Origin of the sequence: Phenylobacterium sp., assembly GCF_004799515.1 — a bacterium.
Classification (GTDB): Bacteria; Pseudomonadota; Alphaproteobacteria; order Caulobacterales; family Caulobacteraceae; genus Phenylobacterium.
Genome location: NZ_SSMX01000046.1, coordinates 81,550 through 104,888 on the forward strand (window position 1 = coordinate 81,550; position 23,339 = coordinate 104,888).

A 23,339-nucleotide genomic window follows, 5' to 3' on the forward strand; every position below is an offset into this window, starting at 1 on the left:
ACACTGCCCGGCAAGATCGACAGGAACAAGGCCGCAGGGTTTCAATCTTCTGTGGCCGGGGCCTCAGCGCTTCTGCCCATAGGTCCCGAAGCGTTCGAGGATGTCGGTCATCTGGGCCTCGCTCAAGAGGTTGGGCCCGCCGATGGCCAGCGTCCCCCAATAAACCGCGGCCTGCTCCTCGATCTCCTCGGCGATGGCCATGGCGCGGCCGAGGCTGGGCGCCACGGCGATCAGGCCATGGTTGGCCATCAGGCAGGCGAAGCGGCCCTCCAGGGTCTCGGCGACGACGCGGGCCAGGTCGTCGGAACCGAACGGCTCGTAGGGCGCGATCGGCACGCCGGAGCCGCCGCCCACGCCCACCATGTAGTGCACCGCCGGGATCGGCTTGCCGGCGCAGGCCAGGATGGTGGCGTGGCGGGCATGGCAGTGGACGACGGCGCGCACGTCCGGCCGCCGGGCCAGCAGGCCCGCGTGCATGCGCCACTCGCTGGAGGGCTTGAGCGCGCCCGGGTCGGCGGTCCCGTCCATAGAAAGCCGCACGATGCTGTCGGCGGTGAGCGCTTCGGGCGTGACGCCGCTGGGCGTGACCAGCAGGCCGTCCTCCCAGCGCATCGAGACATTGCCGGAGGTGCCGCGATTGAGGCCCTTGGCGTCCAGGGCGCGCATGGCGCGCACGATGGCCTCGCGGGCTTGCGCTTCGGTCGGGGTCGGCATCAGGCAGCCTCGTGGATGGGGAGCGTGCGCATGGCGTTGAGCGTCGCCTCGAAGCTTTCCAGCTTGCCCAGCGTGCCCAGGCCCTGCGCCACCAAGGCCGCGGTGGCGGTGGCGAAGCGGGCGGCCTCGACCGGGTCGAAGCCACGCAGCAGGGCGGCGACGAAGCCCGCGCAATAGCTGTCGCCGCAGCTGGTGGTGTCGAGCGGGACGATGGCGTGGGCCGGTAGGCTCACCGTGCGTTCGACCAGGCCGACCAGCGAGCCCTCGCGGCCGTTCTTGACGATGCAGCCGCCACAGCCCAGGCCGCGGAAGAAGGCTGCCGCACGGTCGAGATCGTCCTCGCCGGACAGGGCGCGCGCCTCCACGGCGCTGGGCAGGAACCAGTCCACGTGCGGCAAGAGGCGCGTCAGCTCCTCCAGCGCCCGCGGCCCCGGCGAGATCAGGTCGCAGGTCACCGTGGCGCCAGCGGCCTTGGCCGCCGCCAGCAGGGCCTCGCCCGGCCCGCGGTCGAGGTTGCGGCTGCCGACGCCCGCCCAGTGGACGAACCGCGCGGCCTTGGCCGCGTCCTGCGCCGCCGGGGTCAGCTCGTAGCGGTGGCTGGCGCCCAGGGCGTGGAAGGCCGGCCGCCGGCCCTCGGAGTCGACCGCCAGCACTGTGGTCGAGGTTGGCTGGCCGGGGATGGTCTCCAGCAGGCCCACGTCGACGCCGGTCTCGGCCAGAGCCTGGCGCACGAAGCGGCCCTTGCGGTCGTCGCCCACCGCGCCCGCCAGGCCGACCTTCACGCCGAGCGCGCCGGCGACCATGGCCGCGCCCGCCGCCGTGCCGGCCGGGACGATCTCGATGCCCTCGACCATCACCGTCTGCTCGCGCTCCGGCAGGCGGTCGATGGGCCGGGCGACCACGTCCAGGGTGGTCAGGCCGATGCAGAGCAGGTCCAGGCCCATGAGGTCTCCGACAGCGAGGCGCCTAGGCCTTCTATAGCAGGCGACGGCCCTAGCGCAGCCGCGCCGGCGACAGCGCTTCGGCGGTGACGCCCTCGGCCAGGATATCCGCCGGCAGGGCCTGGCCGCGGGCAAGCGCCGCGGCGGCGCGGGCGGCGGCGGGAGCGGTCTGCACGCCATAGCCGCCCTGCCCGGCCAGCCAGAAGAAGCCGGGCGCCTGATCGTCGAAGCCGATCACCGGCGAACGGTCGGCGACGAAGCTGCGCAGGCCCGCCCAGGACCGCACGACGCGCCGCACCGGGATGTCCGCAGCCTGCTGCATGCGGTCGACGCAGATCGCCACGTCCAGCTCGTCGGGGGCCGCGTCCGTCGGGTCGCTGGGTGTCTCGTCGGCCGGCGAAGCCAGGATGCGGCCGGCGTCGGGCTTGAAGTAGAACTCCTCGCTCACGTCGATCACCGCCGGCCAGGCGCGGATATCGAGCCCCTCGGGCGCGTCGACGATCAGCGCCGTGCGCCGCAGGGGCTGCAGGCCCACAGGCCGCACTCCGGCCATCGCCGCCACCCGGTCGGCCCAGGCGCCCGCGGCGTCGATCAGCATCTTGGCCGTGAAGGTCTCGCCGGACGCGCAGGCGACCCGCCAGCCCTCGCCCTCCCGCGCGATCGCCGTCACCTCGCAGCCGGTGCGGACCTCCGCGCCTCTGGTCCGCGCGCCACGCAGGAAGCCCTGGTGGATGGCCTCCACGTCCATGTCCATGGCCGCGGGCTCGTACATGCCGGCGGCCACATAGTCGGCGCGCAGCACGGGGACCTTCTCCAGCGTCGCGGCCTGGTCCAGCGCGATCATCTCGCCGCCGTCCGCCTTCTCCGGAACCTGCGACAGGAGGTCGAGCTGGTCGGCGCGGGCGATGTGCAGCACCCCACGCTGCGTCAGCAGGGGCACGCTCGCGAACCCCTCCGGCGGCGCCTCGAAGGCCGCCCGGCTAGCCCGCGTCAGGCCGCGGATCACCGCGTTGCCATAGGTCTCCATGTAGAGGGCCGCCGACCGGCCGGTGGTGTGATAACCGTGGGCGTCCTCGCGTTCGAGCAGCAGCACGCGGGCGCCCGCCGACAGTTCGTAGGCCGCTCCGGCCCCGGCGATCCCAGAGCCGATGATCAGGACATCGAAGGCGGACAAGGGCGGCGGCTCCCGGCGGCGGATTGGCGCCTCTCATAGCGGCTCACCGCCCCACGGGCCTAGCCTTCGCGGTGTTTCCACGTCGCATCGAGATCGCCGGGATCGGCGGCGAGTTCAGCCCGCGCACCGGCAAGATTAGGCGAGCCTTTTCGGAACGTTACCCCAGGAACGCGTCCAATACGGCCAAGCTGCGCCCAGAAACGGCCCTCTTCAGACTCAGAAACCGCCCTCTTCAACCTCACATCATTGCAGCGCTGGGAGGCTAACTGCGGTTTGGCAATAAACTGCGATGGAGGAATTTGAATGAGCCAGCGTGTGTCGAGGGTGGTTATCGCGGGGGCGATGGTGTTGGGGGTCGTCAGCCTGGGCGGCTGCGCCACCAAGAAATACGTCAATCAGCAGGTGGGCCAAGTCTCCACCCAGGTGAACGACGTGAACAACCGCGTGTCCGACGTCTCGACGCGCGTGAACGACCATGACGCCAAACTGGCGAACCTGGACCAGACGTCGCGCGACGCCCTGCAACGGGCCGAGGCGGCGGGCAAGCTGGCCGAGGGCAAGTTCCTCTATTCGGAGGTGCTGACCGACGATTCGATGAAGTTCGGGGTGTCCAAAGCCGCCCTCTCGCCCGAGGCCCAGGCCCGGCTCGACGCCTTCATCGACAAGCTGAAGACCGACAACCGCAACGTCTACGTCGAGGTCCAGGGCCACACCGACGCCACGGGCAACAAGGACCTCAACTACAAGCTCGGCGAGGAACGGGCCGAGGCGGTGCGCCGCTATCTTAACGAGCACGGCGTCGCGCTGAACCGGATCGGCACCATCTCCTACGGAGCCGATCAGCCGGCTGCGCCCAACACCAACCGCGCAGGGCGTCAGGCCAACCGCCGGGTGGTGCTGATCGTCCTGACCTAAGGTCGGGTCCGTGGGGCCGACAGGCGCTGGGCCGCCCCGCCGCCGCGCGGCGGGGCGACGGCGCCTGCTCACCCTGACCCTGAGCCTGGCGGCGCACCTGGCGGTGCTGGCCGCACTGCTCTCGGCGCGCCATCAGACGCTGCCCGCCGAGCCGCCGCCCATGGTGGTGGCCCTGGTGGGCCTGACGCCAGAGCCCGACCACGGCGGGCCGCCGGCCGCCGCCCAGGCGGCGACCACGCCCCCGGAGCCGCCGAAGGCTCCGGTGAAACCGACGCCGCCCCGGCCTGACGTCAAACCCATCCCGGCCAGCGAGCGGCCCGAGCCCACGCCCGCGCCGCCCTCGCTCAGCGAGGCCCAGGTGGCCTCCGCGGCGACGGCCGGGTCCGGAACCGCCGAGGGCAGCGGCGCGGGCGCCGGCGGCCAGCCCTGCGACATGGTCCGCCGGCTGCAGGCGGCGCTGCGCAAGGACGCCCGCATCCAGGCCGCCGTCGCCGAGGCCGACCACGCGCCGGGCCAGGGCCGCCGGGCGCTCTATGTCTGGAACGGCGACTGGATCCGCAGCTCCGGCCAGGACGGCAATGGCCTGGCCGCCGTGCGCGAGGCGATCATGTGGGAGGTGGCTTTCGCGCCCGAGACCTGCCGCGCCGAGCGGGTGCACGGCCTCGTCCTCCTGTCGCTCAACGACGGCGGTTCGGGGCGCCTGGTGATGGGCGGCGGCGACTGGCGCTGGTCGGACCTGCTGCGGCCCCACGCCGGCGGCTGATCTCTGACCTCTGGACAGTCAGTTCCTGCGCGCGGCTTAGGCGCCGGGCGGGCGGGCGGGCGCGTCCCGGACCTCCGGACAGATTCCGCTTGCCAGGCGCCGAGGCCCGGTTCGCAATCCCTAGCGCTGTTCCGCGTGCGGACTTGTGAGCCGCCGCGACCGAAGAAGAGGGATGACCGGCGGTGAGCGAAGAAACCCAGGCTGACACGGTTCAAGAAGCGCTTCCGAAGGTGGGCCGCCGGGCCTTCCTGTGGGGCGCGGCGATCGCGACGGCCGCCCCGATCATGAGCGAGGCCGACATGGCCTGGGCCAAGCTCGCCTCGCAGTCCATGGGCGTGCTGCCGCCCGACGCGGTGATCATCAACGCCAATGAGAACCCGCTCGGCCCGTGCAAGGCGGCCTGCGAGGCGATCGGCAAGATCGGCCCGCTGGGCGGCCGCTACGACCGCATGGGCTACCTCGACGCCTTCACCAACGAATATGCGGCGATGCACGGCGTGAAGCCGGAGAACGTCGCCGTCTACGCCGGCTCATCCGAGCCGCTGCACTACACGACGCTGGCCTTCACCTCGCCGACCAAGAGCCTGGTGATGGCCGACCCGTCCTATGAATCGGCCAACATGGCTGCACAGATCAGCAAGGCGCCGGTGCACAAGGTGCCGCTGACCTCGACCTATGCGCACGACGTCAAGAAGATGGTCGCCGCGGATCCGAACGCCGGCCTGATCTACATCGTCAACCCGAACAACCCGACCGGCACGGTCACCGCGCGCGAGGACATCCTCTGGGCGCTGGAGAACAAGCCGAAGGGCTCGGTCCTCCTGGTGGACGAGGCCTACATCCACCTGTCCGACGAGCAGACCGTCATGGACCAGGTGGCGGCGGGCAAGGACATCGTCGTCCTGCGCACCTTCTCGAAGATCTACGGCATGGCCGGCATCCGCTGCGGCGTGGCTGTGGCCCGGCCCGACCTGCTGGCGCAACTAATGCCCTACTACCAGAACGCCATGCCGGTGACGGCGCTGGCCGCGGCGCGGGCCTCCATCGCCGACAAGGACCTGATCCCGACCCGCAAGAAGTGGATCGCCGACAGCCGCAACGAGACCCTGAGCTGGCTGAAGGCCAACGGCTACAAGCCGGTCGGCAATCCGGTCTCCAACTGCTTCATGATCGAGACCGGGCGTCCGGCGAAGACGGTGATCTCCGCCATGCAGAAGGAGAAGGTCTACATCGGCCGCGTCTGGCCGGTGTGGCCCAACGCCGTCCGCATTTCCGTGGGCTCGCCCGAGGACATGGCCGCCTTCCGCACCGCCTTCAAGAAGGTGATGGACGCGCCGGCGACCACCGCCGCCCTCGACATGCCTTCGATCAAGGGCGCCGGCGGCAAGGCCTTCCTGTCCTAGACCCGCCTCGTCAAGGCGCGGAATACCGGGCGGGCCGCTGCAGAGCGGTCCGCCCGTTTCGTTTTGGCCGCTAGAGCGACCAGCCTTCGCGGTAGGTGCGCGTCAGGTAGGCGTTGGCGGCGGGCGAGTTGGTGACCCGGCCGGCCGCGCCGTCCCACTCGATGGCCTGCTCGTTCTTCAGCGCCACGATGCCCAGGATCATGGTCTCGTTCAGGCGCACGCCGTACTCGAACGGGCAGGAGATCTTCTCCTCGCCGCGGATGGCGCGGACCCAGTTCATCTCGTGGCCGGCCATGCCGCCCTGGATGCGCGGCAGGGTGCGCGGCACGGTGGCGGCCTTGGCGTCGAGGCCCGCGCCGATCAGCTGCGGCTTCTCGCCATAGGTCTCGTGCATCAGCATGCCCTTGGACCCCACGAACAGCACCCCGCCGTCGGGGTTCATCTTCAGCTCCGCGGGGAAGCCGGGCGGCGTCGGCGGCAGGATGCCGCCGTCGTACCAGATCATCGTCACCGGCCCGCCCTTGGCCTGGCCGAACTCGTAGTGGGTGACGGTGGCCAGCGGGAAGCCTTCCAGCTTGGCCGGCTGCTTCAGGTCCCAGAGGCTGGCCGTGCCGGGCCAGCGGCTGTGGCGGGTCTCCACGCGAGTCGGCAGACCAGGCTCCAGCGCCCAGAACGGGAAGTCGATCAGGTGGGCGCCCATGTCGCCCAGCGCCGCGCAGCCGAAGGGCGTCCAGCCGCGCCAGTTGAAGTGGGCGTAAGCGGCGTTGTAGCCCCAGTCGACGGTGGACGGGCCCAGCCACAGGTCCCAGTTCAAGCTGTCCGGCTTGGACTCCGGCGGCGGGCGGTTGACGCCCTGCGGCCAGACCGGCCGGTTGGTCCAGACGTGGACCTCGCGCACCTGGCCGATGACGCCGCCGCGGATCAGCTCGATCACCCGCCGGCCATCGTCGCCGGAGTGGCCCTGGTTGCCCATCTGGGTGACCAGCTTGGGATTGGCCTGGGCCAGCGAGAGCAGCTTGCGGCCTTCCTCCACCGTATAGGTCAGCGGCTTCTGGACGTAGACGTGGTAGCCGCGCTCCATGGCCATGCGGGCGGCGACCGCGTGGTGCTGGTCGGGCGTGGCGATCAGCACCGCGTCGATGTCCTTCTGGCTGTCCAGCATCTTGCGGTAGTCGGCGTAGCGGGTCGCCTTGTCGTAGCCGTCCTTCAGCGGCTGCTTCTGGGGATTGATCCAGCCGCTGCGGTCGGTGAGCGCGTGCAGCACGTGGTCGTAGTCCACGTCGGCGGTGGCCACGATGTTCTGGCCAGTCAGCTTGCCCATGCAGGCCGCGCCCTGGCCGCCCGCCCCGATCACCGCGATGTTGACCTTGTCGCTGGGCGAGATGGTGCGGGCGAAGGCCGGCGCCGCCATGGCCGCCGCGCCGGCGCCTAAGAGGCCCCGCCGTGTGAAGCCGGCCATCGTGAGCCGTCCACCGTTCGTATCATAAGCCGACATCATGAGCCCCCGCAGCCTTCCGGTTCGGGCGGCAGTTGGCCTAGGCTGCCCAGGCTTTGCAAGACCGCACGCGTGAACTGGGGAGCCGATGTGCCGCCGATGGGCCTGAAAACATGCTTTGGCCTTTGGCCGGTAGTCCTGATCGCGTCGTTCGTCGCCCTAGCCCCGAAGGTGAGCCCCGCGCAACCGGCCACAGGCCCGCAGATCGTCACCGACGATGTGGCCCTGTTCTTCCGCGTCTATGACGCCGCGGGCGGCCATCCGAGCGCCGAGCAGCTGGACCGCGACTATCTGGGGCCCGGTTCGCCGGGCCTGCATTCCTTCGCCAAGGCCCGCAACGTCACCGGCGCGCGGATTGCCGACGCTGTCGAGAAGCGGCCCGAGATCTATACCGAGGCGCGGCGTTGCACGCGCGTGCTGCCTGCGGTCAAGACGCGGCTGACCGCGGCCTTCGCCAAGCTGGCGCGGCTCTATCCGGAGGCGCGGTTTCCGCCGGTGACCCTCGTGATCGGGCGCGGCCGGCCGGTGGGCATCACCAACACCGACGGCGTCTTCATGGGGCTGGAAGCGCTGTGCAGCGCCGACTTCATGAACCCCAACCTCGAGGACCGCTTCGTCTACAATATCGCCCACGAATACGGCCACGTGCAGCAGGACACCGCGCTGAACGACCTGAGCCCCGGCGATCCCGGGGCGACGGTGCTGGCCATGTCGCTGATGGAGGGCGGCGGCGAGTTCACCGCCGAGCTGATCGCCGGCGACATCGGCAACTATCAGCACAAGGCCTGGACCAAGGGCCACGAGGCCGAAATCGAGGCCGCCTTCGTCCGCGACGAGGACAGCACGGACCTCTCGCACTGGATGTACAATGGCCCGGGCGACGCGGCCTACCCCGGCGACCTCGGCTACTGGGTCGGCTACCGGATCGTGAAATCCTACTACGAGCACGCGGCCGACAAGCACCAGGCCCTGCTCGACATCTACCACCTGACCGACCCGAAGGCCTTCCTGGCCAAGAGCGGCTGGCGGCCGGCGGCCTAGCCGTCCCGGGCCAATCCTTCGGCCGACTCATCCGCCGGCGTGGTCCAGCGGTCGAGGGCGTGCAGCAGCTGGGTCAGGTTGATCGGCTTGCCCAGGTGGTCGTCCATGCCGGCCTCGCGGCAGCGCGCGACCTGTTCGGGCAGGACATTGGCGGTCATCGCGACGATCGGCACGCGCGCGGCCTCGCGGTCGGCCATCGCGCGGATGCGGCGCGTGGCGGTCAGCCCGTCCATCACCGGCATCTGCATGTCCATCAGCACCACGTCGTAGCGCTGGCGGCTCACCGCCTCCACGGCCTCGGCGCCGTCGCAGGCGGTGTCGATCTCGATGTCGAAGGGGCTGAGCAGGGTGGTGATCAGCTCGCGGTTGACGGCGTTGTCCTCCACCACCAGGGCGCGGATCGGCCGCTCCAGGATGGCGTCGGTCCGTTCCGGCTCGGCGCGCCCGGTCCATTCGCCGGCCAACGGCAGCTCGACCTCGAACCAGAAGGTCGAGCCTTCGCCCATGACGCTGTCGGCGCCGATCCGCCCGCCCATGGCCTCGACGATCTGCCGGGAGATGGCCAGGCCCAGGCCCGTGCCGCCGAACCGGCGCGAGACCGAGGCGTCGGCCTGGGTGAAGCGGGTGAACAGCGAGCCGATGTGCTCCGGGTCGATGCCGATGCCGCTGTCGCGCACCTCGAGGCGCAGGTGGCAGCGTTCGTCCTCGATCCGCTGGCTGAGCGCCAGCTCCACCGCGCCCTCGCGGGTGAACTTGATGGCGTTGGAGAGGAAGTTCAGCAGCACCTGGCGCAGGCGCGGCGCGTCGCCGATCAGGGCCGGCGCCGCCTCGTCGATGTGGGTGACCAGCGGCAGGCCCTTGGCGGCGGCCTGCTCGGCGACGATGGCCACCGCCGAGCGCGCCGCGGCGGCCGGGTCGAAGGGCTGCGGGTCCAGCTCGAAGGCGCCGGCCTCCAGCTTGGAATAGTCCAGCACGTCGCCGACCACGCCCAGGAGGGTCTGGCTGGCGTCATAGATCAGGCCGACGTGGTGCGCGTCCTGCGCCGACAGCGCCTGCGACTGACGCAGGACGCCGGCGAAGCCCAGGATTGCGGTGAGCGGCGTGCGCAGCTCGTGGGTCATGTTGGCCAGGAAGTCGGTCTTGGCGGCGGCGGCGGCCTCGGAGCGGGCCAGCGCGTCCTTCAGCTCGGCCTCCAAAGCCTTGCGGTGGCCGATGTCTCGGGAAACGCCCAGCAGCCGGCCGCTGCCGTCGTTCAGGCGCGAGAAGGTGGTCTCCGCCCAGATCACCGAGCCGTCCTTGGCGAACACCCGGTAATCGAGGGTCCTGGGGCCGGTCTCCTCAGTCGTCTCGTTGATGAAAGTCTGCACCGCCTCGGTGTCGTCGGGGTGCATGTACTTGTAGTTCGGCGTCACCAAGAGCTCGCCCGGCGCGAAGCCCAGGATGCGTTCGATGGACGGCGAGACGTAGAGCCGCTCATCGTCCTTCGAGGCCAGCGAGATCACGTCGGTGACGTTGTCGGCCAGGAGGCGGTAGCTCTGCTCGCTTTCGCGCAGGTCGTTGAGCGCCTGCTCATAGCGGCGGCGCGCGCTGACCGTCTGGTGCGCGCCGGAGACCGCGAAGCCCACGGCCACGGCCATCATCAGCCAGACCGGCAGGCCGTCCGGCAGGGCGCGGTTGGGCGAGACCAGCGGGGTCACCAGCATGGCCGCGGCCGGGAAGATGCCGGACAGCAGGTAGCCCGCCCGCGACTGGTATGCGTGGACCTGGGCGAAGCCCATGACGGCCAGCCAGATCACCACCGCGCAAACCGCGCCCGCCGCCGAGCCGGTCCGCCAGAACAGGACGCCCAGGCTCACCCAGCCCAGGACGCCGCCGACCAGGCAGGCCACGTGCTGCAGCCGCACGGCCTGGGTCACCGGGCGGCCCAGGAACTGGTCGCGGGTGCAGATGAAGCTGGTCAGGTCGAGCCCGGACACCACCAGCGCCCAGGCCAGGCAGATCGGCCAGGGCAGGAAGGCCAAGGCCACCAGCCCGACGCCCAGCGTGGCCACCGCCCGCGGCCCGAAGCCGGCCCGCGCGCCCGCGGCCATCTCGTCGAGCCCGCGATCCAGAACGCTGAACACCCGTCGATGATCCTCTTTTGGCCGGCGATTATCCCAGGCAACGATTAATTCCGGATAAGCTTTTGGCCTGCGGCCTTTGCGCCTAGCCCGCCGCGAAATAGAGGCGGCGGTGCTTGTGGCAGCCGGGATTGAAGCCTGCGCCGCAGTGCGGGCAGCGGCTGCCGCAGGCCAGGTAGGCGCTGACCGAGAGCTCGGTCCCGCACGCCCCGCAAAGGACGGCCGGTTCATCGAATTCTTCCACCGCCCAGACCCGCGGCGGATGGCCGGCCAGCGCCGCATGGCAGTCGTGGCAGGCGTAGTAGGTCCCGCAGCAGGCCATCTTGATGGCGATGACGTCGAGGTCGCTATGCCAATGGGCGCAGCGGGTTTGCGGATCGAGGTCGAGACCCCGGACAGGCGGACGCAAAGGGCGGGCTCCGATGAGCGGATGGCCGCGCCACGTCCCACGCCCGCGCCGGCCCGGCAAGCAGGCCCCTGGCCGGGCCGGCGCACGGCGCTAGGATCGCGTCATGGCCGGCTACTCCGCCACCCCGCTCGCCCGCAAGCTCAGCCTGAAGGAAGGCCTGCGCGCCTGGTGGCCCGCCATGCCGGCGTCCGTGCGCGCGGAGATCGACGCGGCGAGCCTCAGCCTGATCCACCTGTCGGCGCCGGAGCCGCCGGTCGAGGCCGCCCACGTCTTCGTCACCCGCCGCGCCGAGCTGGAGGCCGCGGTCGCCGAGCTGCGGCCGGTCCTGGCCCCGGCCGGATTCCTGTGGGTCTCGTGGCCCAAGAAGAGCTCCGGCCTCGCCAGCGAAGTGAACGAGGACGACATCCGCCGGATCGGCCTGCCCACGGGCCTGGTGGACATCAAAGTCTGCGCCGTCGACGAGACGTGGTCCGGCCTGAAGCTGGTGATCCGCCGCGACCTGCGGTGAGGGCGCTTGCGATCAGGCGGGCTTGACGAACTTCAGGGCGTACTGGTCGGTCTTGCCTCGGATCGCGGGGTCGAAGATCTCCTTGGTGTGGTCGTCGCCCGGGCGGTTCAGGAACTTGCCCTCGCCCACCAGCCTGAGGCCCGCGGCGGTGACTTCGCGGATCACCGTGGCCTTCTCCACCCGATGCAGCTTGGCGATCCCTTCGGGGGTGATCCCCGGATTGGCCTCGTGGTCGAGGATGAAATAGATCCCGCCGGGTTTCAGGGCCTGGAAGACGCTGCGGTTGAAGGCGCCCAGGTCCACCGCGCCGTACTTGGCGATCTTCAGGTCGTGGTAGTTCTGGGTGATCCAGAACAGGTCGACCTGGCCAGGCGGCAACGCCAGTTGGCCGAAGGGCTCGACGTCGAGGGTGAAATTGCCGTGGCCGGCCTCGGCGGGGATCTTCCGGTCGAGCGCGACAGCGCCCTTCCAGCCGGCGTTCTCGACGCCCAGCACCCGGCCCTTCGGCCCGACGATGTCGCTCAGCATGCGGCTGTAGTAGCCGCCGCCGGGGAACAGCTCGGCCACGGTCATGCCGGGCTTCACGCCGGCGAAGGCCAGGGTCTCGGCCGGTGCGCGGTCAGCGTCGGCGGCGACCTCTGCCTGCGGCCGGGCGGGGTCGCCCACCGCCTTGACGACATAGCCGGGCGGCGGCGCCGCGAGCGCGCCGGTGGCAACGGAGAGGATGAAGGCCGCGGCGGCGGCGAGCGAGATCGGTCTCATGGACAGGTTCCCCAGGAACGGCGTCCACCCTGCCCGCGCCGTCGCCAGAGGGCAGCGCCGCCGCGGCGGACGAACGCCGATCTGCGATGAACGGACGCGCCATGCGTCATTCGGCCAGCCTGTCGCCGCGCGTCAGCCGCCGGTCTCATCCACGACGATGGCGACCGTCTTGCCACGGGACAGCGGCTCCCATCCCGCGGCGATGGCGGACCCGATGGCTTTCGCGACAAGCCCCGGCGCGATCTGCGAGGGCTGCAGTTGCGGGGCGCCGAATCGGGGCTGCCGGCCCGGCGGAAACTCGATCACCGCTTCGCGCTTGCCTTTCCGGTGACGCACGGCGATGGCCATGCCGGTCCATCCCGCCGTGTCGCTGGACCAGCCGGGCCTGCGTTGAAGCCGCCAGACGTAGGGTTCGCCGCCCACCTCGATCTGGAACTCCGAGCTTTGATCCGTTCGCGCCATGTGCGGCAGTTAGCCCGGCCGGCGCGTCCGATCCACCCCTGCGCCGCCCGCTCCTTCGCGGGGAGGAAAGCGACCCGCCCTATCAGCCGAGTTCGAAGGCGATGTCCTGGGCGCCGGCCCACAGGGTCAGGCGGCCCAGTTCCGGAAGGTGCTCGAGGCCTTCGGTGATCGTCAGGAAGTGATTGCCGGCGAGCTGGCCGACCTTGCTGGAGAACTGGACCGCGCCATAGGCCAGCAGGATCTCCACCTCGCTGGCGCTTCCGGGATGCAGGATGAACTGGCCGGGCGCGGGATAGCTGGTGGCGTTCTCATAGGGCAGGCCGGGATCGTCGAACCCCAGCGGAATCCAGCAGCCTTCCCCGCTCCAGCGGACGTGGATGAGTTTCTGACGGTAGGGCAGCCACTGGCGGAAGCGCGCGCAGGTCCTGGGTGCGCGGTCCTCCTCCAGCCGGGCGGCGAACCTGAACGGGCCGGCCGCGATACTGACGTTCGTCATGAGGCATCCCTGAGCTGGGCGGCGGTGCGCAATGCGCGGGCCGGATAGCCCGATACGGGACACTTCCAAGGTCCGCAATGAGTCGCGGACGGAGCGTTCGATCTCCCCCTCGCCTCCCGCTACGCCTCTGCTAACACTACCGCAGCGTCATCCTGGGGAGGCCTTCCTTGAACCGTCGTAGCTTTATCGCCGCCGTACCGGCCGCCGCGTTCGCGAACCGGGTGTTCGCCACCAGCCGGCAGGAGAATCCGGTGCGCGACCGGCCGGACGTGCATGGCGGCGACCGGATCGACGGGGCGACCTGGGCGGGGCGCAGCGCGGCCTGGGGGCTGCATGGCGCGGCGGCGACGGCGCATCCGCTGGCGACGCTGGCGGCCATCGAGATGCTGAAGACCGGCGGCAGCGCTGTGGACGCCGCGGTGGCGGCCAATGCGGTGCTGGGTTTCGGCGAGCCGATCTCCTGCGGGGTGGGCGGCGACTGCTTCGCGATGATCTGGGACCCGAAGGTCAGGAAGGTCGTGGGCATCAACGGCTCGGGCCGCAGCCCGAAGGCGTTGACGCTGGCCGAGCAGCGCAAGCGCGCCAACGCCAAGGGCCTGATCAACTCCTACGGGGCGGTCTCGGTGAGCGTGCCGGGGGCCGTCGACGCCTGGTGGACGCTGCATGGCAAGTACGGGAAGCTGCCGTGGAAGGACCTGTTCCAGCCGGCCATCCGCCACGCTGAGGAAGGCGCGCCGGTGGTGCAGAACGTCGCCTATTACGTCGGCTCCTCGCAGCGGATCTTCAACAAGCCGGAGAGCCACATCGAGGAAGTGGCCAACTTCAACGCCCTGTGGGTGAAGGACGGCAAATCCCCGCGCGAGGGCGAGGTCTTCCGCAACCCGATGCTGGCCCACACCTACCGGCTGATCGCCGAGGGCGGCGGGCGGGCCTTCTACGAGGGCGAGATCGCCGACAAGATCGAGGCCTACTTCAAGCGGATCGGCGGCTGGATGACCAAGGCCGACCTCGCCGCCCACCACACCGAATGGGTCGAGCCGCGCTTCGTGAACTACCGCGGGACCGACGTCTGGGGCCTGCCGCCGAACAGCCAGGGGTTCGTCACCCTGCAGATGCTCAACATCATGGAGCAATTCGACCTCAAGGGCATGGGCTTCCAGTCGCCCATGGCCCTGCACCATTCGGTGGAGGCCAAGCGGCTGGCCTTCGAGGACCGCGCGCGGTTCTACGCCGACCCGCACTTCTACAACCAGCCCACGGACTGGCTGCTGTCGAAGGATTACGCCAAGGAGCGGGCCAAGCTGATCCGGCCGGACAGGATCCTGACGCCCGCCTATCCCGGTCAGGCGCCCAGCCACGGCGACACCACCTACTTCACCGTCGCCGACAAGGACGGGATGATGGTCAGCCAGATCCAGTCCAACTACCGCGGCATGGGCTCTGGGCTGATGCCGGACGGCCTGGGCTTCATGTTCCAGAACCGCGGCGAGATGTTCGCCCTGACCGACGGCCACCCGAACATCTATGCGCCGGGCAAGCGGCCGTTCCAGACCATCATCCCGGGCTTCGCCACCCGCGACGGCGAGCCCCTGATGAGCTTCGGCGTCATGGGCGGGGACATGCAGCCGCAGGGTCAGGCGCAGATCGTCTCCAACATCGTCGACTTCGATCTGGGACTGCAGGAGGCCGGCGACAGCCCGCGCTGGCACCACGACGGCGGCAATGAGCCGACCGGCGAACAGCTGGGCGACCCTGGCAAGCTCAACCTGGAAAGCGGCGTGCCGGAGGCGACCAAGAAGGCGCTGGCCGACCTCGGCTGGCCGCTGGCGCCCAATCCCGGCGTCTACGGCGGCTATGAGGCGATCCGGCGCTATCCCGGGCGCTATGCGGCGGCCACCGAGATGCGCAAGGATGGCGCCGCGCTCGCGTACTGAGCGCGAAGGCGGAGCCGGTCATGACCCCTGAAGAGATGGACGCCATCGTCATGGCCTTCCCGGGCGCCGAGAAGGGCGTGAGCTACGGCTCGCCAGCCTACAAGGTGAACGGCAAGTTCTTCACCCGCCTGCGCCGGGACGACGGCTCGATGGTGCTGATGGACATCAGCTTCGACGAGCGCGAAATGCTGATGGAGGCCGAGCCGCAGACCTTCCACCTGACCGCTCACTACAAGGACTATCCGTGCGTCCTGGCGCGCATCGAGAGCCTGCACCCCGGCTCGTTCCGCAACTTCCTGGAGCGCCGTTGGCGCAAGATCGCGCCCAAGAAGCTGGTGAAGGACTGGGACGCGGCGAACGCGAGCTGAGCCGTCCGCCTGACGCTTGACGTCGCAGGGGGCGCGCGGCCGTAGCGAGCGTGCTGAGCGTCTGGTAGGGAATCTGGGAGAGCACAACCCTAGAGCGCGGCTTTGCCGCCAGAAATCCACGCGTGCAGAAATTCATCTTACAGCAGAATGTGGAGCGTTTCCGCACTCGGCTGGCCGAGGCCTCGAACCCGACCGACCGCCGCCGGCTGCGGACCATGCTGTCCGCCGTGGAGCGCGAACTGGCCCTGCTGGAGGCTTCCGAAGCCGGCGTTGACTCGCCGCCCTGGCCGATCGGGGACAGCGAAGGCCTCGCGGCCGAACGCGCGCGCCTCATCGCGGAATTCCGCGGCCGGTTCGGGGCTTCGCCGCAGGTGGCCTACCTCATCGATCCCGCGCCGGGGCTGGAATTCGTCGACGTCAACCCGGCCTTCGAACAGGCCACCGGCCTCAGCCGCGACCAGGTGGTGGGCCAGGCGCTGTTCATGCTGTTCCCCGACAACCCCAGCGAAGCCAACGCCGACGGGACCTCGCACCTCTACGCCTCGCTGCGCCGGGTGGCGAGCACCGGCCTGCCGGACGCCATGCCGACCCTGCGCTACGACGTCCGCGACGCCGACGGCGTCTTCGTCGAGCGCCACTGGCAGGCGGTGAACACGCCGCTGAGCAACGCGGGCGGCCGGCTGATCTTCCTGCGGCACACGGTCGACGAGGTCACCGACCAGGTGATCGGCAAGAGGTCGTCGGTGGGCTAGAACTCGTCCTCGATGCTGGCGCGGAACTGCTCGAAGATCTCCTTGGCGCGCTCTTCCGGCAGCTGGTTCGGGTCCTCCTGGCTCCGCGCCTGAGGCTCGGCGGCCCCGCCGGTCAGCCGGCCCACCACCGCGCCGTTCCGGACCAGCAGCACCTCCTCGCCGGGCTGGGCGCCGACCAGCAGGGCGGCGGCCTTCGGCGGCAGCTCGTCGAGATCGAGGCGCTTCATGCCCCGATCCTAGACCGCGGGCGGCCGCGCCTCTAGGGTCCGCGCCGTTCGGAGGGGTGATGGCCTACAAGTCCTTGCGCGAGTTCATCGGTAAGCTGGAAGCGGCCGGCGAGCTGGTGCGGGTCACCGAGCCGGTCTCCACGGTCCTGCAGATGACCGAGATCCACAGGCGGCTGCTGGCGGAGGGCGGGCCGGCGGTGCTGTTCGAGAACGTGATCCGCGCCGACGGCGAGCCCTCGCCCATGCCCTGCCTGGTCAACCTGTTCGGCACGGTGAAGCGCGTGGCCATGGGCGTGACGCTGGAGGGCCGCGCGCGCACCACCGCCGCGGACCTGCGCGAGGTGGGCGAGTTGCTGGCCTTCCTGCGCGCGCCGGAGCCGCCGCGCGGGATGAAGGACGCGCTGGGCATGCTGCCGCTCGCCGGGACCGTGATGTCCATGCGCCCGTCCACCGTGAAGTCCGCCCCGGTGCAGCAGGTGGTCTGGACCGGCGACAGGATCGACCTTTCCAAGCTGCCGGTGCAGACCTGCTGGCCGGGCGAGCCCGCGCCCCTGATCACCTGGCCGCTGGTGGTGACCAAGGGGCCGTCGGCGGACCGCGAGGACGACTACAACCTCGGCATCTACCGCATGCAGGTGATCGGCAAGGACCGCACCATCATGCGCTGGCTGGCGCACCGTGGCGGCGCCCAGCACCACCGGCGCTGGAAGGCGCAAGGCAAGCGCGAACCCCTGCCCGCCTGCGCGGTGATCGGCGCCGATCCCGGGACCATCCTGGCGGCGGTGACGCCGGTGCCGGACACGCTGAGCGAATACCAGTTCGCGGGCCTGCTGCGCGGCGCCAAGGTCGAGCTGGTCCCGGCCAAGACCGTGCCGCTGATGGTGCCGGCCCAGGCGGAGATCGTCATCGAGGGCCACGTCCTGCTCGACGACTACGAGGACGAAGGCCCCTACGGCGACCACACCGGCTTCTACAATTCGGTGGAGAAGTTCCCGGTCTTCCAGGTCAGCGCCATCACCATGCGCAAGGACCCGATCTACCTCAGCACCTTCACCGGCCGGCCGCCGGACGAACCGAGCGTGCTGGGCGAGGCGCTGAACGAGGTGTTCATCCCGCTGCTGCGCCAGCAGTTCCCGGAGATCGTCGACTTCTGGCTGCCGCCCGAGGGCTGCTCCTACCGCATCGCCGTGATCTCGATGAAGAAGGCCTACGCCGGCCACGCCAAGCGGGTGATGATGGGCGTCTGGAGCTACCTTCGCCAATTCATGTACACCAAATGGGTGATCGTCGTGGACGACGACATCGACGCCCGCGACTGGAAGGACGTCATGTGGGCGGTCTCCACCCGGATGGACCCGGCGCGCGACATCACCGTCGTGGAGAACACCCCCATCGACTACCTGGACTTCGCTTCGCCGGAGAGCGGGCTGGGCTCGAAGATCGGCCTGGACGCCACCGACAAATGGCCGCCGGAGACCCATCGCGAATGGGGGACCAAGCTCGCCATGGACGAGACCACGGTGGCCCAGGTGAGCGAGATGTGGTCACGGCTCGGCCTGCCGGGATCGGGCAAGCCGCTGGCCTAGGCTTCAGCTTGCCAGCCCCGGCGAACTGAGCACTACTCCGCCGCCCGACTCCTTGTCGGGAAGACGGGGGGAAACGCCATGGAAATCACGCCCTCCGCCCACGCCGCCGCCCTCTGGGTGGGCCTGCACCTGATCCTGCTGCTGGTGCTGTCGGTGATGGTCGTGCGCCAGCGGCGCAAGCACCAGGTGGTGCTGGGCGACGCCGACATCCCGGAGCTGGCGCGGGCCGTGCGGGCCTTCGGCAACGCGGCGGAATATATCCCCGGCGGGCTGATCGCCATCGCGGTCCTGGCGACGCTCGGCGCCCCGCCGATGGTGGTGCATGCGGTGGGCCTGGTGCTGTTCGTGGGCCGCGTCGCCCACGCCGTCGGCCTGTCGCGCAGCGGCGGCTCGTCCTTGCTGCGCTCGGCGGGCGTGATCGCCACCTGGGTCGCCTACATCCTGGGCGCCGTGGCGCTGCTGTTCTACGCCATCCCTTAGCCAGTCCCGAGATCTGCGCTATCGTGGGTCGACGAACCCAGGCGCATCGCGGGAGATGTGGGGATGAAGCGGTTCTGCCTGTCGCTGGCGCTGGCGGCCATCGCCCTCGCGGTTCCGGCCGCGCAAGCCGACGCCGACACCCAGGCGACGCCCCAGGCCGGTGAGACCGCGCCCGCGGCCAAGCCTCCGGCCGGCGCGAACCTCAGCGGCGTCACCATCGTCGCGCCGCAGAACGACCCGTTGGTCGACGCCGCCTCGCAATACGTGCGCAGCCACCTGCCCGTCAGCACCTTCACCGAGCAGTATCCCCGGTTCCACGAGCCGATCTGTGTGAAGGTCCAGGGTCTGCCCGCGGAGTTCAACGCCTTCGTCGCCAAGCGGGTGGTCGATCTCGCCGCGTCGGTCAACGCGCGGGTCGCGTCGTCGAGCGACTGCCGGGCGAACATCCACGTCATCTTCGACCCGGAGCCCCAGGCGCTGATGAGCGACATCGCCCGGCGCAGGGACATCCTGCTGGGCTTCTACTGGAACGACCGGCAGCTGAAGCAGATGTCGACCTTTAACCGCACGATCGGCAGCTGGTACGTCACCCGCACCCTCGACCAGTTCGACATCAGCCGGCTGGAGCAGCACGACCCTTCAGCCTATCTCGACCCACCCAAGGGACGGGCCGGCAGCCGGCTGGGCAGCGACATGCGCAGCGACCTGATGCACACCCTGATCGTGGCGGACTCCAAGAAGGTGGCCGACGCCAAGATCGGCGCCGTCGCCGACTACATCGCCGTCCTGGCGCTGGCGAAATGGCAGGGGGTGGAGCAGTGCAACACCATGCCGACCATCCTCAACCTGATGGCGGACGGCTGCGAGACCGACCAGGTCCCCGACACCGCGACCCCGGCGGACATCGGCCTCCTGAAGGGGCTTTACGCCGTCGCCGACCGGGTGTCCGGCTCGCAGCAGCGGATGGCGATCGCCGACCGCATCGAGAGTGAGATGAAGAAGGCTGCGGAAGACGGCGGCTCTCGTTAGCGCACGGCCTTGAGCTTGTGCGGGCCCGTCCGCTCGGCCATATGGCCGGCATGGACGAAAACCTGCTGAACGACGTCGTGGCCGCGGCGCTGGCCGCTGGCGCCGACGCCGCCGAGGCCGTGGGCGCCGAGCGCCGCTCCCTCTCGATCAATGTGCGCAACGGCGACCTGGAAGAGGTCGAGCGCGAGGAAAGCCGCGACCTCGGCCTGCGCGTCTTCATCGGTCAGCGCCAGGCCTCCGTCTCCGGCTCCGACATCAGCGCCGAGGCGCGCGGCAAGCTGGTGGCCCGCGCCGTGGCCATGGCCCGGCTCGCGCCCGAGGACCCCTACGCCGGCCTCGCCGACCCCGACCGGCTGGCCCAGGGCCCGTTCGCGGATCTCGACCTCTACGACGCCGTCGAGCCCAGCGCCGCGGGCCTGGAGGAGACCGCCCGCGCCGCCGAAGCCGCCGCCCGCGCCGTGCCCAAGGTCACCAACTCCGACGGCGGCTCGGCCAGCTGGTCGGCGGGCCAGTGGCGGATCGTCACCAGCGGAGGCTTCTCAGGCCTGCACCGCGCCTCGTCCTTCTCGCTGGGCGCCTCGGCCATCGCCGGCGACGAGGGCGGCATGGAGACCGGCTATGACGGCCGCGCGGTGCGCTGGCAGGGCGACCTGCCTGAGGCCGAGGCCATCGGCGCTGAAGCCGGCCGCCGCGCCGCGGGCCGGCTGGGCGCACGCAAGATCGCCTCGACCACCGCCCCGGTGATCTTCGAGAACCGCATCGCCGTGGCCCTGCTCAGCCCGCTGATCGGCGCGGTCTCCGGCCCCTCGATCGCCCGCGGCACCTCGTTCCTTAAGGACAAGCTGGGCGAGGCGATCTTCGCCAAGGGGATCCGGGTCAGCGACGATCCGCACCGCCGGCGCGGCCTGGGCTCCTCGCCCTTCGACGACGAGGGGGTCGCGAACGGACCGATCCGCCTGATCGACGATGGCGTGCTCACCACCTGGCTGCTGAACTCGTCCTCGGCGCGCCAGCTCGGGCTTTCCACCACTGGCCACGCCTCGCGGGGTCTCGCCGGGCCGCCCGGCGTCGGGCCTTCCAACCTGACCCTGGAGCCGGGATCGCGGGACCGCGCCGGGCTGATGGCCGACGCTGGCCAGGGCCTCCTGGTCACCTCGATGTTCGGCCCTTCGCTGAACGGCAACACCGGCGACTGGTCGGTGGGCTGCTCCGGCTTCTGGTTCGAGGGTGGCGAGGTGGCCTATCCGGTCAACGAGATCACTGTCGCCGGCAACCTGATCGACATCTATGCCCGCCTGGTCCCGGGCGCCGACCTGGAGATCCGCGGCGCGGCGAACTCGCCCTCGATCCTGGTCGACGCCCTGGCCATCGCCGGCCTCTAAGGGCGGCCCGCGGTCGAGGTCCGCCAGGCGAGACGCTAGGGCTGCAGGACCGCTTGGGCGCTCGGGCGCGCCCTCACCTGCTCGAACCACCGGACGAGCCCACCCTTGTCGGCCAACATCGCCTCGCCCTCCGGCGTCCGCCGCAGCCAATCGAAGTGCGGCATGAGCCGGATGTCGGCCAGGCTGAAGGTCCCGCCTGTGAGATAGGGCGCGGAGATCACCGCCTCGAGCGCCTCTGCGCAGCAGCGCGCCAGGGGCACCGCCGCCTCGACCTGCGCCAGGTCGCACGGCCGGCCCAGGAAGCTGGTGGCGATCAACCGTTCGAAGCCGATGGCTCCGCTCCAGGTCTCGAACAGATAGCAGTCCACAATGCCGAGGATCTGGTTCATGCGCGCCGCTTCACGCGCATCGGCCGGCTGGAGAGCCGGCCCCGGAAAGGCCTGGTCCACATAGCGCAGGATCGCCTGGGTCTCGTAGAGCAGGAAGCCGTCATGCTCGAGCACCGGCACCCGGCCGAACGGGTTGCGCGCCATATGATCCGGCGCCTTGAAGGGCGGGAAGACGTCGACCAGCTCGTAGTCCACGCCCTTTTCGGCCAGCCCCAGCATCGCGCCGCGCACATTGGGACTGCCCGCCACGCCGTACAGCTTGATCCCCATTTCCATCTCCCCCTCAAGGCCCGCTGGCTTCGGCCCCCGCCGACAGCAGATACTTGCATCACGCTAGTTCCATAGCTTGCATGATGCAAGTAGCGTGATGCAAGCGGGATGTGATACGCAGACGGAATGTTGGGACGATATTACCCCGGCCAGACCTGCTCCGCGGCGAGCGCCCTGGAGCTGATCGGGGAGCGGTGGAGCCTCTTGATCTTCCGCGACGCGCTCTTTCGTGGGTATACGCGCTTCTCCGATTTCGAGCGCAGCCTTGGCATCGCGCCGAACATCCTGACCAAGCGTCTGGAGAGCTTCGTCGCCGACGGCTTGATGACCTTGGACACACCCTCGGGGGAAGCGCGCGAATACCACCTCACCGCCAAAGGCCGCGGGCTGAAGTCGGTGATCATCGCGCTGAACGACTGGGGCGAGCGATGGTTGGGGTCCGGTCCGATCGACTACATCCATCGCGGCTGCGGGGGCGTGATCAAGCAGACGGTCGCCTGCGAGGGCTGCGGGACCGAGGTCGCGCTCGATGACATCGGCGTGCGGGTCAGGACCGCCTAGTTCGAACCGCCACGGTCTGGGCTGTCGTCCGCCCCAGGCATTGATCCCGCGCCGCGCCCGGCCTATCGGCTGCGCCAACAGTTTCACGCGACACGAGAGTCCTGGCCATGGCCGAAAAAGACCTGCTCCACCTTGTGATCGGCGGCGAGTTGAAGTCGCTGGAAGGGCCGCCGGAGTTCCGCGACTACCGCAAGGTCGACCTAGTCGGCGCTTTCCCGAACTATCAGCAGGCGCTCGGCGCCTGGAGGGCCAAGGCGCAGTCGACGGTGGACAACGCCCTGATGCGCTACTTCATCATCCACGCCCACAAGCTGCTCGACCCGGACTCGGACGCCGATCACGACCACCACTGATCCGCGGAGGGTCTACTCCCGGCGCAGCAGCTTCTCGGTGAGGGCCGAGCCGATCATGCCGGCGCGGAAGTCGGCCTTGATGCCGGCGGGGTCGTACATCGGGCTCTCGACCCATTCGAGGAAGCTCATTCCCGCCGGCTCGCCCTCGGCGAGGTAGCGCTCGAAGACGTAGTCCAGGACCCCCGTCTTGCCCTGTTTGATGTGCAGATAGCGCAGGGATAGCTGGTCCAGCGCCTCGCGGATCGTCTTGCCCTGCCGGAAGTGCATGTAGAAGACGCTCATGATCCCGGCCCGGTCCGCGCCGGACTTGCAGTGGATCAGCGCCGGATAGGCGATGGTCTCGTAGAGCCGCTTGGCGCCCAGCACCCGGTCGCGGCTGGGGACCTCGCGGGAGGTGATGGTGAAGTCGACCATCTCCAGGCCCAGGCGGCGGCAGGCGTCCTTCTCCAGCGCATGGAAGCTGGCGTCGAAGCCGCCGCGCAGGTTGACGATGGTCCTGATACCCTGCGCCTTCCAAGCGGCCAGCTGGTGCGGCCAGGGCTGATTGGTGCGCACCAGCTCGTCGGAGATCCAGTGGGCGTTCTGGAAGCCCAGCCGCAGGTAGGCGTGGTCGTTCCAAAGGTAGTCGGCATAGGTCTTGAACCGCCCGCCCGGCGTGGCGAGGTCGAATCCAGGGCGGGTTTGCGCGACGCTCATCGCGCCCCATCTAAGGGTTCCACGGCGCCGAAGGAAGGCGCGCCGGCGCCGCGCCCGTTTGCGTCGCCCGCGTTTAGCTTTGCGCGGTCCGCGTCTCGGGGTCTTCTTG

Annotated in this window: 26 protein-coding genes; 14 read left to right on the plus strand and 12 right to left on the minus strand. The window is 70.0% G+C overall.

From position 1 onward, the window contains the following. Positions 1–63 precede the first annotated feature (63 nt). From E8A49_RS18000 to E8A49_RS18010, 3 genes are read right to left on the minus strand one after another with little or no spacing between them, the layout of a single operon-like run. A complete protein-coding gene (locus E8A49_RS18000; RefSeq protein ID WP_293384672.1) occupies positions 64–714 on the minus strand; it encodes a class II aldolase/adducin family protein in 651 nt (216 codons plus the stop codon). Beyond that, positions 714–1,658, minus strand: a complete 945-nt coding sequence (locus tag E8A49_RS18005) for a carbohydrate kinase family protein (RefSeq protein WP_293384675.1) — start codon at positions 1,656–1,658, stop codon at positions 714–716. Before E8A49_RS18005 ends, E8A49_RS18000 begins: the two co-directional genes overlap by 1 nt. A gap of 49 nt (positions 1,659–1,707) precedes the next feature. Continuing rightward, positions 1,708–2,829 (minus strand): FAD-binding oxidoreductase, encoded by a 1,122-nt coding sequence (locus tag E8A49_RS18010; RefSeq protein ID WP_293384678.1) that lies wholly within the window; start codon positions 2,827–2,829, stop codon positions 1,708–1,710. Between the two features lie 303 nt (positions 2,830–3,132). Here E8A49_RS18010 and E8A49_RS18015 point away from each other — a divergent pair, with 303 nt between their 5' ends. The 3 genes from E8A49_RS18015 to E8A49_RS18025 all read left to right on the plus strand — a co-directional run bounded on the left by E8A49_RS18015 (position 3,133) and on the right by E8A49_RS18025 (position 5,910). Continuing rightward, positions 3,133–3,744 carry an OmpA family protein gene (locus E8A49_RS18015; protein ID WP_293384680.1) on the plus strand — a complete coding sequence of 204 codons (612 nt, stop codon included), beginning with the start codon at positions 3,133–3,135 and terminating at the stop codon, positions 3,742–3,744. Between the two features lie 10 nt (positions 3,745–3,754). Beyond that, a complete protein-coding gene (locus tag E8A49_RS18020; RefSeq protein ID WP_293384683.1) occupies positions 3,755–4,507 on the plus strand; it encodes a hypothetical protein in 753 nt (250 codons plus the stop codon). Positions 4,508–4,689: 182 nt separating this feature from the next. Then, on the plus strand, positions 4,690–5,910 hold the full coding sequence (locus E8A49_RS18025; RefSeq protein ID WP_293384687.1) for a pyridoxal phosphate-dependent aminotransferase: 1,221 nt from the start codon (positions 4,690–4,692) through the stop codon (positions 5,908–5,910). 70 nt (positions 5,911–5,980) lie between these two features. Here E8A49_RS18025 and E8A49_RS18030 read toward each other — a convergent pair whose 3' ends face one another. Next, on the minus strand, positions 5,981–7,369 hold the full coding sequence (locus E8A49_RS18030) for a Gfo/Idh/MocA family oxidoreductase (protein ID WP_293384690.1): 1,389 nt from the start codon (positions 7,367–7,369) through the stop codon (positions 5,981–5,983). 207 nt (positions 7,370–7,576) lie between these two features. Here E8A49_RS18030 and E8A49_RS18035 point away from each other — a divergent pair, with 207 nt between their 5' ends. Continuing rightward, entirely contained in the window at positions 7,577–8,446 is an 870-nt protein-coding gene (locus E8A49_RS18035; RefSeq protein ID WP_293384693.1) for a DUF2268 domain-containing putative Zn-dependent protease, read from the plus strand. Here E8A49_RS18035 and E8A49_RS18040 read toward each other — a convergent pair. Then, complete coding sequence (locus tag E8A49_RS18040) at positions 8,443–10,569, minus strand: ATP-binding protein (protein ID WP_293384696.1); 2,127 nt, start codon at positions 10,567–10,569, stop codon at positions 8,443–8,445. The two genes, E8A49_RS18035 and E8A49_RS18040, sit on opposite strands and share 4 nt — an antisense overlap. A gap of 82 nt (positions 10,570–10,651) precedes the next feature. Then, complete coding sequence (locus tag E8A49_RS18045) at positions 10,652–10,975, minus strand: CHY zinc finger protein (protein WP_293384699.1); 324 nt, start codon at positions 10,973–10,975, stop codon at positions 10,652–10,654. Positions 10,976–11,078: 103 nt separating this feature from the next. Here E8A49_RS18045 and E8A49_RS18050 point away from each other — a divergent pair, with 103 nt between their 5' ends. Then, positions 11,079–11,483: a DUF3052 domain-containing protein gene (locus E8A49_RS18050; protein WP_293384702.1), complete on the plus strand. Its 405-nt coding sequence runs from the start codon at positions 11,079–11,081 to the stop codon at positions 11,481–11,483. A gap of 12 nt (positions 11,484–11,495) precedes the next feature. Here E8A49_RS18050 and E8A49_RS18055 read toward each other — a convergent pair whose 3' ends face one another. The 3 genes from E8A49_RS18055 to E8A49_RS18065 all read right to left on the minus strand — a co-directional run bounded on the left by E8A49_RS18055 (position 11,496) and on the right by E8A49_RS18065 (position 13,203). Next, positions 11,496–12,245, minus strand: coding sequence for a methyltransferase (locus E8A49_RS18055; protein WP_293384705.1), 750 nt, complete (start codon positions 12,243–12,245; stop codon positions 11,496–11,498). A gap of 132 nt (positions 12,246–12,377) precedes the next feature. Continuing rightward, positions 12,378–12,707, minus strand: coding sequence for a hypothetical protein (locus tag E8A49_RS18060; protein ID WP_293384708.1), 330 nt, complete (start codon positions 12,705–12,707; stop codon positions 12,378–12,380). 82 nt (positions 12,708–12,789) lie between these two features. Continuing rightward, positions 12,790–13,203, minus strand: a complete 414-nt coding sequence (locus E8A49_RS18065; RefSeq protein WP_293384711.1) for a DUF3830 family protein — start codon at positions 13,201–13,203, stop codon at positions 12,790–12,792. Between the two features lie 167 nt (positions 13,204–13,370). Between E8A49_RS18065 and E8A49_RS18070 the strand changes: the two genes are divergently transcribed. The 3 genes from E8A49_RS18070 to E8A49_RS18080 all read left to right on the plus strand — a co-directional run bounded on the left by E8A49_RS18070 (position 13,371) and on the right by E8A49_RS18080 (position 16,257). After that, the gene (locus tag E8A49_RS18070; RefSeq protein WP_293384714.1) at positions 13,371–15,137 is read left to right on the plus strand and encodes a gamma-glutamyltransferase family protein; all 1,767 of its coding nucleotides are present in this window, start codon (positions 13,371–13,373) and stop codon (positions 15,135–15,137) included. Between the two features lie 20 nt (positions 15,138–15,157). Next, entirely contained in the window at positions 15,158–15,505 is a 348-nt protein-coding gene (locus tag E8A49_RS18075) for an MmcQ/YjbR family DNA-binding protein (RefSeq protein ID WP_293384717.1), read from the plus strand. Between the two features lie 122 nt (positions 15,506–15,627). After that, the gene (locus E8A49_RS18080) at positions 15,628–16,257 is read left to right on the plus strand and encodes a PAS domain-containing protein (RefSeq protein WP_293384720.1); all 630 of its coding nucleotides are present in this window, start codon (positions 15,628–15,630) and stop codon (positions 16,255–16,257) included. Here E8A49_RS18080 and E8A49_RS18085 read toward each other — a convergent pair. Then, positions 16,254–16,484 (minus strand): hypothetical protein, encoded by a 231-nt coding sequence (locus E8A49_RS18085; protein WP_293384723.1) that lies wholly within the window; start codon positions 16,482–16,484, stop codon positions 16,254–16,256. The two genes, E8A49_RS18080 and E8A49_RS18085, sit on opposite strands and share 4 nt — an antisense overlap. Before the next feature lie 59 nt (positions 16,485–16,543). Here E8A49_RS18085 and E8A49_RS18090 point away from each other — a divergent pair, with 59 nt between their 5' ends. The 4 genes from E8A49_RS18090 to E8A49_RS18105 all read left to right on the plus strand — a co-directional run bounded on the left by E8A49_RS18090 (position 16,544) and on the right by E8A49_RS18105 (position 20,961). Next, the gene (locus E8A49_RS18090; RefSeq protein ID WP_293384726.1) at positions 16,544–18,070 is read left to right on the plus strand and encodes a UbiD family decarboxylase; all 1,527 of its coding nucleotides are present in this window, start codon (positions 16,544–16,546) and stop codon (positions 18,068–18,070) included. A gap of 78 nt (positions 18,071–18,148) precedes the next feature. After that, complete coding sequence (locus E8A49_RS18095) at positions 18,149–18,550, plus strand: MAPEG family protein (protein WP_293384730.1); 402 nt, start codon at positions 18,149–18,151, stop codon at positions 18,548–18,550. 63 nt (positions 18,551–18,613) lie between these two features. After that, positions 18,614–19,579: a hypothetical protein gene (locus E8A49_RS18100; RefSeq protein WP_293384734.1), complete on the plus strand. Its 966-nt coding sequence runs from the start codon at positions 18,614–18,616 to the stop codon at positions 19,577–19,579. 50 nt (positions 19,580–19,629) lie between these two features. Continuing rightward, positions 19,630–20,961: a TldD/PmbA family protein gene (locus tag E8A49_RS18105; RefSeq protein WP_293384737.1), complete on the plus strand. Its 1,332-nt coding sequence runs from the start codon at positions 19,630–19,632 to the stop codon at positions 20,959–20,961. 35 nt (positions 20,962–20,996) lie between these two features. Here E8A49_RS18105 and E8A49_RS18110 read toward each other — a convergent pair whose 3' ends face one another. Next, positions 20,997–21,620 (minus strand): glutathione S-transferase family protein, encoded by a 624-nt coding sequence (locus tag E8A49_RS18110; protein ID WP_293384740.1) that lies wholly within the window; start codon positions 21,618–21,620, stop codon positions 20,997–20,999. Positions 21,621–21,746: 126 nt separating this feature from the next. On the opposite strand from E8A49_RS18110, the gene E8A49_RS18115 reads away from it, so the two are divergent. Beyond that, positions 21,747–22,181, plus strand: coding sequence for a helix-turn-helix domain-containing protein (locus tag E8A49_RS18115; protein WP_293384743.1), 435 nt, complete (start codon positions 21,747–21,749; stop codon positions 22,179–22,181). A gap of 107 nt (positions 22,182–22,288) precedes the next feature. Then, positions 22,289–22,534, plus strand: a complete 246-nt coding sequence (locus E8A49_RS18120) for a DUF4170 domain-containing protein (protein WP_293384746.1) — start codon at positions 22,289–22,291, stop codon at positions 22,532–22,534. Positions 22,535–22,546: 12 nt separating this feature from the next. Here the strand turns inward: E8A49_RS18120 and E8A49_RS18125 are convergent, their stop codons facing one another. Continuing rightward, positions 22,547–23,230 (minus strand): sulfur transferase domain-containing protein, encoded by a 684-nt coding sequence (locus E8A49_RS18125; RefSeq protein ID WP_293384749.1) that lies wholly within the window; start codon positions 23,228–23,230, stop codon positions 22,547–22,549. Positions 23,231–23,339: the final 109 nt, after the last annotated feature.